Source organism: Acidimicrobiia bacterium, assembly GCA_040880805.1.
Classification (GTDB): domain Bacteria; phylum Actinomycetota; class Acidimicrobiia; order IMCC26256; family DASPTH01; genus DASPTH01.
The window spans coordinates 1-9,893 of sequence record JBBDHW010000066.1; the positions used below are offsets into that span (position 1 = coordinate 1).

13 protein-coding genes are annotated in these 9,893 nt (G+C 69.5%); 4 read left to right on the forward strand and 9 right to left on the reverse strand.

The features are described 5' to 3' along the window. Nucleotides 1-26 precede the first annotated feature (26 nt). A complete protein-coding gene (locus WD271_17040) occupies nt 27-764 on the reverse strand; it encodes a maleylpyruvate isomerase N-terminal domain-containing protein (GenBank protein MEX1009525.1) in 738 nt (245 codons plus the stop codon). 64 nt (nt 765-828) lie between these two features. Between WD271_17040 and WD271_17045 the strand changes: the two genes are divergently transcribed. Both WD271_17045 and WD271_17050 read left to right on the forward strand, forming a co-directional pair. Further along, on the forward strand, nt 829-1,773 hold the full coding sequence (locus WD271_17045) for a DMT family transporter (GenBank protein ID MEX1009526.1): 945 nt from the start codon (nt 829-831) through the stop codon (nt 1,771-1,773). 50 nt (nt 1,774-1,823) lie between these two features. Then, nucleotides 1,824-2,672 carry an alpha/beta hydrolase gene (locus WD271_17050; GenBank protein ID MEX1009527.1) on the forward strand — a complete coding sequence of 283 codons (849 nt, stop codon included), beginning with the start codon at nt 1,824-1,826 and terminating at the stop codon, nt 2,670-2,672. Between the two features lie 405 nt (nt 2,673-3,077). Here the strand turns inward: WD271_17050 and WD271_17055 are convergent, their stop codons facing one another. From WD271_17055 to WD271_17070, 4 genes are all read right to left on the reverse strand, one after another. Further along, on the reverse strand, nt 3,078-3,461 hold the full coding sequence (locus tag WD271_17055) for a NifU N-terminal domain-containing protein (protein MEX1009528.1): 384 nt from the start codon (nt 3,459-3,461) through the stop codon (nt 3,078-3,080). 4 nt (nt 3,462-3,465) lie between these two features. Beyond that, entirely contained in the window at nt 3,466-3,951 is a 486-nt protein-coding gene (locus WD271_17060) for a histidine phosphatase family protein (GenBank protein ID MEX1009529.1), read from the reverse strand. A 3-nt stretch (nt 3,952-3,954) separates the two neighbouring features. Then, on the reverse strand, nt 3,955-4,260 hold the full coding sequence (locus WD271_17065) for a DUF3303 family protein (protein ID MEX1009530.1): 306 nt from the start codon (nt 4,258-4,260) through the stop codon (nt 3,955-3,957). Nucleotides 4,261-4,323: 63 nt separating this feature from the next. After that, on the reverse strand, nt 4,324-5,367 hold the full coding sequence (locus WD271_17070) for an ABC transporter substrate-binding protein (protein ID MEX1009531.1): 1,044 nt from the start codon (nt 5,365-5,367) through the stop codon (nt 4,324-4,326). 70 nt (nt 5,368-5,437) lie between these two features. Here WD271_17070 and WD271_17075 point away from each other — a divergent pair, with 70 nt between their 5' ends. Next, nucleotides 5,438-5,668, forward strand: a complete 231-nt coding sequence (locus WD271_17075; protein MEX1009532.1) for a ribbon-helix-helix protein, CopG family — start codon at nt 5,438-5,440, stop codon at nt 5,666-5,668. 3 nt (nt 5,669-5,671) lie between these two features. Further along, on the forward strand, nt 5,672-6,085 hold the full coding sequence (locus tag WD271_17080; protein MEX1009533.1) for a putative toxin-antitoxin system toxin component, PIN family: 414 nt from the start codon (nt 5,672-5,674) through the stop codon (nt 6,083-6,085). A gap of 6 nt (nt 6,086-6,091) precedes the next feature. Here the strand turns inward: WD271_17080 and WD271_17085 are convergent, their stop codons facing one another. The 4 genes from WD271_17085 to WD271_17100 all read right to left on the reverse strand — a co-directional run bounded on the left by WD271_17085 (nt 6,092) and on the right by WD271_17100 (nt 9,464). Further along, the gene (locus tag WD271_17085; GenBank protein ID MEX1009534.1) at nt 6,092-6,724 is read right to left on the reverse strand and encodes a DUF1326 domain-containing protein; all 633 of its coding nucleotides are present in this window, start codon (nt 6,722-6,724) and stop codon (nt 6,092-6,094) included. Continuing rightward, nucleotides 6,725-7,510, reverse strand: a complete 786-nt coding sequence (locus WD271_17090) for a DUF2182 domain-containing protein (GenBank protein ID MEX1009535.1) — start codon at nt 7,508-7,510, stop codon at nt 6,725-6,727. Nucleotides 7,511-7,709: 199 nt separating this feature from the next. Continuing rightward, complete coding sequence (locus WD271_17095; GenBank protein ID MEX1009536.1) at nt 7,710-8,483, reverse strand: hypothetical protein; 774 nt, start codon at nt 8,481-8,483, stop codon at nt 7,710-7,712. 162 nt (nt 8,484-8,645) lie between these two features. Next, the gene (locus WD271_17100; protein MEX1009537.1) at nt 8,646-9,464 is read right to left on the reverse strand and encodes a universal stress protein; all 819 of its coding nucleotides are present in this window, start codon (nt 9,462-9,464) and stop codon (nt 8,646-8,648) included. Nucleotides 9,465-9,893 lie beyond the last annotated feature (429 nt).

Genomic DNA, 9,893 nt, shown 5'->3' on the forward strand with positions numbered 1-9,893 from the left:
GACGCAAGTTGGCTGGCGGGTGAGATCTAGAAGGCGGTGAGGCGGCGCCAGCGGTCGAGCAGGTCGCGGTCGCCGACGATCTCGAGCTCGGGGTTGTCGGGCCCGATCCGGTTCCACACCGCGAGCATGATCGCGTTGGCCGGTCCGCGTACCGCGACGGTGCCCTTCGCGTGCTCCGGACGCAGCACCGCGCCGTCGGGTGTGAGCTCGGCGAGCCATTCCACTTCTCGGTCGGTGCAGTGGAAGTGGATCGTCTCGCCGTTGCCGGTGATCGCCTGCGCCGCGGGCACCATCGCGAAGAGCTCGAAGTACTCGCTCACGCCGTCGGCCGCGAGGTCGGTGTCGATGGAACCGAGGCTGCCGTTCGCGAGCTCGGCGTCGCAGCGATGGATCGTGGCTTCGTGCGCCTGGCGCCGCGCCCAGAAGCGCACCGTGCCCACCCCGGCGAACGTCCACATCGGCATGTCCTCGGGCGCAGCGGCGAGCGCGTCGGCGAGCTCGTGGCCGCCCGCGCGTACCCACTCGAAGCGGTCGTCGCCCTCGGGCGCGGGTCCGCCCATGGTCGAGAAGTCGGGCACGTCGGTCGAGCGGTTCGCCACCAGACCGGTCCAGAACCGCTGGACGGCCCCGACGTGCTGCGTGAGATCGTCGACGGTCCATGCCGGGCACGAAGGCACCGGGGCATCGAGGCCGGCGGCCTCGGCGGCGTCGCCGAGTCGGTCGGTATCGGCTCGGAGCGCTGCCACATATGCCCCGTAGTCCATCGGCCGAGAGCCTACGTGGCGTTCTGCATTGCACCGCCGTTGCCGGATGCGATGGGATGCAGGCGTGACCCACAGCCCCCGCGTCCGGAACGAAGCCGGGCTCGGGTACGGAGCGGTCATGGTGGTCGTGTTCGTCTGGGGGGTCGGCCCGCTGTTCGTGCGCGCGGTCGACGCGTCGGCGCTGACGATCGCCGTGGCCCGTAACTGGATCGCGGTACCGGTCGCGCTGCTCATCGCGTGGCTGGCGAAGGCGCCGCTCACCTGGCGCTGGCTGCGCTTTGCGATCCCCGGCGGTCTGACGTTCGCAGTTGCGCAGACTCTCGGATTCGCTTCGTTCCACGAGACGTCGCTTGCCAACGCCGCGATCATCGGCGCGATCTCACCACTCGTCATCGTGATCGTCGCGGTACCCCTGTTCGGGGAGCGGCTCACCTCGAAGCAGATCGCGCTCATGGCCGTCGCGTTCGCGGGAGTGTTCGCGGTGGTGCTCGGTGCCGACGGCGGCGGCGACGCCAGCCTCTTCGGCGACCTCCTCGCGTTCGGGAGCCTTTTCGCGATGACCGGGTACCTGCTCCTGATGAAGCATGCGCGGATGACGGGCGTGCCCGCAGCGGCCTACGTCGCGGGCGTCTTCCTGGTGTGCGCGATTGTCGTGACGCCGGTCGACCTCATCTGGGGCGACAGTCTGAGCGCGATCACGGGTATCGACTGGCTCTGGATCTTTCTGCTCGCGGTGCTCGCAGGCTGCCTGGGTCACACGCTGATGACGTGGGCGCAGCGCCATGTGAATGTCGGCGTGGCGTCGATCATGGTGCTCGGCACCACCATCGTCACCGCCGCCGGCGGGTGGATCTTCTTCGATCAGGCGTTGAACGCGGTCCAGATCGTCGGCGGCTTCGTCGTGCTCGTCGCGCTCGGAGGCGTGCTCCTGTTCCAGCTGTCCGATCCGCATCGCCCACCCGAGGTGCCGATCCTCGTGGAGCTCGCCGAACCGCCGATGGCGGAGTAGCCGATGGCCTGCATCGGGACCTCTCACGGTCGCTGACGTAGCGTGCCGGGGTGGAGACGGTCGACCTCGCCGCCGACGGCGGCATACGCCTGCGCGCCGACCGGTTCGGTGACCCGAGCGACCCGCCGGTGCTGCTCCTGCACGGCGGTGGCCAGACCCGGTTCGCGTGGGGCAGCACACCGCAGGCGCTCGCCGACCGCGGCTGGCTCGTCTACCGCGTCGACCTGCGCGGCCACGGCGAGAGCGAATGGCCCGACGACGGCGACTACTCGCTCTGGGCGTTCGCCTACGACACACGCGCGATGGCGGCGTCGATGCCGTCGTTGCCCGTGCTCGTGGGCGCGTCGCTCGGCGGGCTCTCTTCGATGGTTGCGATCGGCGAGTCGTCCGAACCGGTCGCGCGTGCGCTCGTGCTCGTCGACGTCGCGCCCACGATGGAGCCGAAGGGCACGGCGCGCATCGGAGCGTTCATGCGTGAGCACATGGAATCGGGCTTCGGCTCGCTCGACGAGGTGGCCGACGCGGTCGCCGCGTACAACCCACACCGGCCGCGGCCTACCGACCTGTCGGGATTGAAGAAGAACGTGCGCCTGCGCGAGGACGGGCGATGGGTGTGGCACTGGGACCCGCGCTTCATGACGCAGTCGCCGGACGAGACGCGGGCATCGTTCGCGTCGACCGACCGGTTGCGGGATGCGGCGCGCAACCTGAACCTGCCCACGCTGCTCGTGCGCGGCCGCGTGAGTGACCTGCTGAGCGAAGAAGGGGCGAAGGAGCTGCTCGAGCTCGCACCGCACGCCGAGTACGCCGACGTTGCCGGCGCGGGCCACATGGTGGCCGGCGACCGCAACGATCTCTTCAACGACGCGATCGTGGGGTTCCTCGACCGCCTTCCGTGATCAGTCCTACGGGCCGGAGTTGCCCTCGCCCTGGTGCTCGTTCTCGTCCTGGGAAGGCGCTCGAGATCGTCGCGCCGGCGCCCGGCCATGAGCTGGTGTGACCGCAAGGTCGCCGCCAGAAGCCGCGAGCAGTCGCACATGCGCGCTTGGGAGTACGCCGGGACGCCGGCTGCCTTCCGGACGTCATCGTCGCGTCGAATCCGTGCGTCATCCGCGACGTCGCGTTCGAGTTGCCGGTGCCGTGCAACGTGCATGCCTGCCGGGGTCTCGACGGCGCGTTCGCCACACTCGCCGGCGCAGCACGCGACCTTCACGTGCCCGTGCTCGTCGTCGCGCGCGCGGACGGTTGCTCGTACCGTCTCCGCACGTTCCACCACGTGTTCGTCGAGCGCGATCGCGATGCCTTCAGCCGTCCCGCCGTCGATCGCGACCGGGTTGGATCTCGACCGCGGTTGTTGCCGGGCCTTTCACCGCGTCGCGCAGGAGCGCACGCGCCTGCTCCACCGCCTCGGCGGTTGGTTCGGCGGGGCACGAGGGGAGAAGTGTCGCCGCGGCGTCCTCGACCGCGCACACGATCGGGTCCCAGTCGGCGCCGCGCTCGCGCGTGATCGTCACGAAGTCGTTCACACCGAACACCGCGGCCACACCGTCGATCGCCAGCAGTGCGCCGGTGAACGCGTCCGCGACGTCATCACCCCGGTTGGCGAGGATCCGCTCGGGCAGGGTCACGTCGAGGGTGAACTTCATCGCATCCGGGTTCGGGGTGGGCGACGGCCGGGCACACGCCATGCCGTCACCGTATGGCCTGCAGCTCCGCCGCCGTCACGAACGCCGCGAGCGTTCCGCATCCCGGTGCGACGTCGGCCCATCGGTCGGCCACGAGGTCGACGGTTCCGAGCGCGGCGGTCGGGTAGGCGGGCGACTGTCCGCACAGCAGCGCGGTGAGCTCTTCGATCGACGGGTTGTGCCCCACGAGCACCACAGCCTCAGCTTCGTCGGGCAAGGCGCGCACGACGGCGAGGAGCTGTTTGTCGGTCGCGGCGTACAACGCCTCCTCGTACTGCACCGGACATCCCAAGGCCTTGATCACGGGCTTGGCGGTGTCGCGCGCGCGGCGGGCCGTCGAGCACACCACGCGATCGACCTTCCAGCCGGCGATGTGCTCGGCAACGGTCGTGCGCGCGCGCTTTCCGCGCTTGTTCAGTGGACGGTCGTGATCCGGCAGCGCCGAGTCACCCCAGTCGGACTTCGCGTGACGCAGCAGGTGCAGCGTCTTCACGCGTTAGGAGATCGAATCGCGGAAGTCGATCGCTTCCTGCTGGACGGGAGTGGCGTCGCCGATGTCGATGACGGGGTGCAGCTCGAATTGGAGCAGCGGTCCCCAGATCGCAATGTCCTTCGTCATCGCCGCCGGGTCGTCGGACTCGAACACGGCGAACCCGCCCTGGCCGTCGATGCGGTCGACCCATGTGGCGATTTCCATGCTGGGCTCGAACTTCGAGAGGAGCTGCATCGAGCGCTTCTCGGCGGCCTCCCGCTCGGCGACGGACCCTCCGTCCCGCCACGTGTATGCGAGCACGAACTTCATGATGGCTCTCCCCTGTACGACGACGTGTGGACGAACCTTGCTAGCCGCGTGCCCGGCGTGGCGTCAATCCCGGACCCGGACCGAACGGCCGTCGTGCCACCGGCGCAACACGAGATAGCCGCCTTCGAGCGCGGCGCGCTTCCACACCCCGAAGCCCATCACCGTTCCCGGCGAGCCCAACGCTGCGGGCACCTGCTTCACCCGCTCGAGCCCGTCGCGCACCCCCTCGCGCGTGAGCGCGGGCGCGTGCGCGAGCCCGAGCGCGGCCAGGCGGCCCATGTCGTACATCCAGGTCGGTCCGGGTTGGTCGACGGCGAAACCCAACGTTGCCTGGAGCTGCTGGCGTACGGGGTTGTCCTCGTCGAACGCGTCGCAGTAGGTCCAGCCCTCGAAGTCGGCCGTCCACTCCGGGTTCATGTGCCCGAACATCAGCGCCGAGTTCGTGACCACGGGCCACGTGCGTCCTCTCATCGCGGTCGACAGGCCGCGAGCCGACATGCCGAGCCCGAAGTACACGACGGCGTCGGGTGCGAGCGCGTCGAGCCTCTCCACCGCGCGCTCGCCGTCGTTGCCCGACACGTCGAGGTCGACCGTGCCGAGGAGCTCGAGCCCGTGGACGTCCACCGCGTCGTCGAAGAACGACGCGTACTGGCGGCCGATGAACGAGTCTTCGCGCACGAGCGCGACGCGGCGCACACCGCGCGCGGCGAGATGCGCGGCGAGCACGAACGGCTCGTCCTCGAGCGAACCCACCTGGTAGTGGAACATCCATTCGCTGCGTGCTTGCTCCGATCCCGTGTAGTTGATGACCGGCACCCGCAGCTCGTCGGCCACGGGCACGCACGCGAGCGCGTTGTCGGAGATCGCGGGGCCGATCACCACGAGCAGCTCGGTGTCGGCGGCGAGCTCGCGCAACGCCTGCGCAACCGACTCCGGCGTGCCGCGCGGGTGACCTTCCGCGATCGCGGTGACCAGCTCGATCCCGGGCAGCACCGCGCCGACGGGCGACGCAGCCACCTCGTCGATCGCGAACCTCACCACGCCCGCCGTGGACTCCCCGCCGTCGGCCGCGGCCATGTCGTGCAGGATCCCGATGTGTACCGTCATCGCCGGGACGGTACTTCCGACGCAAGCACCTGGCCGCAGGCCGGGCGCGTCATGATGCTAAGATGCCGAGATGGCAAAGACGCGCACGACCCTCACGATCGACGAGGACGTCCTGCGGGCGGTGAAGGTGCGTGCCGCGCGTTCCGGGAAGGGCGACGGCCAGGTGATCGAGGAGGCCCTCCGGCGAGACCTCGGCCTTGACCTGCTCGATCGGCTGTGGTCGCGCAACGACCTCACCGAGGACGAGGCGGTCGAACTGGCCGTCGAAGCGCAACACGCGACTCGCCGACGCAAGCGTTGAGCGGTGCGGGCGGTCCTCGACCCGAACGTCCTCATCTCGGCGCTGCTCGCGCCCGGCGGTTCTCCTGCGAAGGTTCTGCGCGCTTGGCTGGACGGAGCCTACGAACTGGTTGTCTCCGCGCTTCTCTTGATGGAGCTCGAGCGCGCGCTCGGTTATCCCAAACTCCGCGACCGCGTCGACAACCTCGAAGCGGCGGAATTGGTCGATCTGCTCGGCCGCGAAGCGCAGATGTTCGACGACCCCGCGAACGCTCCGGCAGTCCGCTCGCCCGACCCGGGGGACGACTACCTCATCGCGCTCGCCTCGGCCGCCCAGGCAGTGATCGTGTCGGGTGACCGTCACCTTCTGACTTTGGTCGAAGCGTTGCCCGTGTACTCGCCCGCGCAGTTCCTCGCTCTTCTCGACGACGGCGCGTGATCCGGGTCAGTCGTCGGAGCGATACTCGAAGTCCGTGGTGAACGAAGCGTTGCGGGTGCCGCGCACTTCCCAGCGGAGCGCGGGATCGTTCGAGCGGATCACGTCGGCGTAGAGCTCGGTGCCGGGGTGGTCGAAGCCGGGGATGCCGCACTGCACGTCACCGCGCTCGGAGGCCTCGCCCTCGGCTTCGACCAAGAGGTAGCCGACAACGTCGATGCGCTTGCGCGGCGCCACGTGCTCGAGGGTGATGCGCGCGGGCCGCACCGCGTGCACCTCGCCGATCGCGGGACCGTACAGGTGCGAGACGGTGCCGCCGGCGCGGCCGAGGAATATGTCGGCGAGTGCGGCGCGCTGCTCGTCGTCTGCCTGTTCGTCGACGTAGAGCACGACCTCCCACGGGGTGCTCGGTTGCCGATCGTCGAAGTACCGGATCGACATCGCGACCCGCAGGTTGGCGAGGTCGACGGCACCGGCCCTGCCCTCGTGCACATGCCACGAGAGCGTGCCGTAGCACTCGCCGTGGGTCGACGGCCCGCCCGGCTGTCCGTGCACGCTGCGACACGGGCAGATCGCGTCGCAGTTGCAGGCCTCGAAGTAGGACCCGCGCACCCGCCACTCGACCTCGGGAGTCACGGTCACCTACATCCCACCCATGCCGCCCGCGTGCACCACGTGGTCGAGGCCGGGCGCGATCCCCGGCAGGAAGATCACGAGCGCCGCAAGCACGAGCGCGACGATACCGAGCGCGCGCCCGAACTGCGCGCCCCACACCCACGTCTTCTCGACGAGCACGATCGCGGCGAGCACGATCATCGCCACCACGTTCATCAGTCCGAACACCACGAGCAACGCCATCAGCGCCCAGCAGCAACCGAGACAGAACCCGCCGTGGTGCACGCCGACGCGGAGGTCGCGCGTGCGCCCCCGGTACGCGGCGTACTCGAGCGTGAAGCCGAGCGGCGACCGGCAGTACGCGAGGCAACGTTCCTTGAACGGTGTGAGTTGGTACACACCGCACGCGAGGAAGATCACCGCCGCGAGCGCGGTGGCCGCGGTGGGATTGTCGTCGACGAACCGGTCGGCCACCCATGCGAGCCCGTACGCGGGAAACGCCGCCGCCGACCACACCAACAGGTAGCCCGCCGCGAACACGGTGAGACGCGCAGCGCGGTTCTCGCGGAACGTGCGCGTGTAGAGCGAGACGAACGGCGCGACCGACGGCAGCATCATCGCCGTCATCATCAGCGCCCACACCGCGACGAACGAGCCGAAGCCGAGGCCCATCGTGCCGGGCATGGAGCCCATGTCGCCGGCAACTGCGACGACACCCAGCCACGCGGCCGCGGCCGCGAGCAAGACCACCGACGCCGACGGCGTGAGCCGGCGCAGGATCGGTGCGCTCGGCGCGGTGGAGCTCGCGCTCACGCGCCCAGGATTTCGATGCCTGGCCCCTTCTGTCAACGACGGCCGGCGGCCGTCTTACGGGTGATAGAAGTGTCGCGCATGCCCGAGGTGTCGATCCGCGAGCTCCGCAACCACACTGGTGACGTCCTCGGCCGGGCCGACGTCGACGCCGTGCTCGACGCGTCCCTCTGACCGTGGCGGATCGCGACGCGCGGGTCCGCTACAAGATCTCGGCCGCGTCGCGCACCAGCTCCACGCCGCTCAGCACCGTCACCGCGGTCACCGCGAGTCGCCCCAACCAGGTGACCACGGTGGAGTGCCAGAGCTCGAGGAGGCGTCCCGACCGGTTCCCGAGGAGCACGAGCACGAGCACGAGCACCGCGACCAGCGCGAACGGACCCGTGAACGCCAGCAGCAGGAGTGGAACGAACCCGAGCCAGCGCCAGCCACTCACCCGCACCGGGCCCGAACGCAGTGACCGTTCCATCCACGCGCTCACAGCAACGCCGTAGACCGCGGGGATGAGCACGAAGAACGCGATCGCGAGCAACAAGGGGCTCAACTCGGTGAAGTCGGTGCCGCCCGGCGACACGATGATCGCGCCACCGACCGCGCCACAGAACACCCCGTAGAGCGCGGGGCGCCCGCGCTCCGGGAGCCACCCTCGGATCGCGAGATACAGGATCCCGAAGACCCCGCCGAGCAGCGCGGTGAAGAGCACGAGGAAGATCGTGTCGGTGCTGAACTTCCCGATCTCGAAGTCGTCGTCGGTCTTCAGACCGTGCAGGGAACTGTCGGACGTGAGCCGTAGCACGAACATCGCCAGCCGTCCGCCGAGCCCGCCGATGACGGCGCCGCACGCGAGGCCGCGCAGGAAGCCGCGGTTCACGAAGGCCGCCGCCGACAGCATCGACGGTCCGAATGACGAGGCAGCGGGCGCCGCGACCGTCATCGGGTTGTGAAGCCGGCCAGCGCGATCCCCGTCATGGTCCACCGGTTTATCGCAACGAGCCGAAGCTGCGAGAGTCATGAAGTGACGAGGGCGGCGGACGGGGGTCGAGCGCCATTACGGCGATGTCACGATCGACTCGAAGCCCCCGGGAGACGGCCGTGACAATCCGGTTTCCGGGAACGCAGGAACGCGCGTAGCCCGGACTCACTCGGACAGCGGGACGATGGCGATGGGGGTCCGCGCGTGGTGGAGGAGCTGGAGCGAGGTACTGCCGAGGCGCAGGTCGCGGAAGCCGCCTGCGCCGCGGGCCCCGACGACGACCAGGGCCGGGTGCTCGGCAACCTCCAGATCAGCGATCACCTTGGCCGGCCAGCCTTCGAGGATCAGCACGCGAGTCGTCACTCTCGCGCTCCGGAGTGGCGCGGTCCACTCGGCGCAGCGCTGCTCGAGCTCGGCATGCCGCTCGGGGCGCCCGCGCTCCGGGTGCACGTGCACGGCGAGCACCTCACGGTCGAGCGACCGGGCGAGATCGGCGGTCCAGCGGATCGCGGCGGCGCTTCCCGCCGATCCGTCGACGCCGACGAGCAACGGCCCCGATGTGGGCGCGTGCCCGTCTCGCGGGAGCACGACGAGCGGCACGTTGGTGTGATGCGCGATCGCGTGTGCGACATGACCGAGGTGTAGCGCCGGGAACCAACCGGTTCCCGACGATCCCACGACGAGCAGATCGGAGTGTTCGCTTGCCGCAGCATCCAGCAAGCGGGTTCTCGGGTCGCCCTCGAGGACCAGCGTGTGCAGATCCGGTCGCACCGCCCGTGCCGCGTCGCACCATTCCGTGTCCAGAAGGTGAACAACCCGGCTCCGCTGCTCGGCAGTGTCCCCGGCGTCCAATCCCGCGAGACCCGGCGTGAGCACCGTTGCGACGATCAGGTCGTCGTCGAGGGATCGGGCGAGGTTCGCGGCCCAGGCGACGGCCTCCGTGGCGGCTCCCGAGCCGTCTGTTCCTACCAGGATGCGCTGCATCTCGAGCCCTCCGCATCAGCCCACCGCGTTCGATCGTCCTCGATTCGGCCGGGCTGCGGTAGTGGCAGAAGTCCCTGTTTTCGGGCGCGGCGGCGACAGTTCCGCCAGCCTCAGGTTTCGCGCATCGCCTGGTAGCGCTCGAAACAGGCGACGAGGTCCTTCACCATGATGCGGTCCCCGTACGGCGAGAACAGATCGTTGGCCTGTCTGATCACCCGGTGAGGAGGTCCCGGCGATCAACAGCGACGACATGGTGACCAGGATCTGGCGGCACCCGCGCTCGAACCGTGCTCCCAATCGGGCTTCGAGCAGGTCGAGATCGCTCCGAAGCAAGACGAGGCCCTGCTTCGTGGCGACGTCTGCCCATCCCACGGGTGGCAGCATTTCCATCAGCGTGATCCCCGCGTCGTCGCCGAGCGCCCGTTTGGC

Excerpts from the sequence above, each read along its gene's own strand:
- WD271_17070 (MEX1009531.1), bottom strand. The coding sequence starts at position 5,367 with ATGACGGTACACATCGGGATCCTGCACGACATGGCCGCGGCCGACGGC.
- WD271_17100 (MEX1009537.1), bottom strand. The coding sequence starts at position 9,464 with ATGCAGCGCATCCTGGTAGGAACAGACGGCTCGGGAGCCGCCACGGAG.
- WD271_17055 (MEX1009528.1), bottom strand. The coding sequence starts at position 3,461 with ATGGCGTGTGCCCGGCCGTCGCCCACCCCGAACCCGGATGCGATGAAG.
- WD271_17065 (MEX1009530.1), bottom strand. The coding sequence starts at position 4,260 with ATGAAGTTCGTGCTCGCATACACGTGGCGGGACGGAGGGTCCGTCGCC.
- WD271_17075 (MEX1009532.1), top strand. The coding sequence starts at position 5,438 with ATGGCAAAGACGCGCACGACCCTCACGATCGACGAGGACGTCCTGCGG.
- WD271_17040 (MEX1009525.1), bottom strand. The coding sequence starts at position 764 with ATGGACTACGGGGCATATGTGGCAGCGCTCCGAGCCGATACCGACCGA.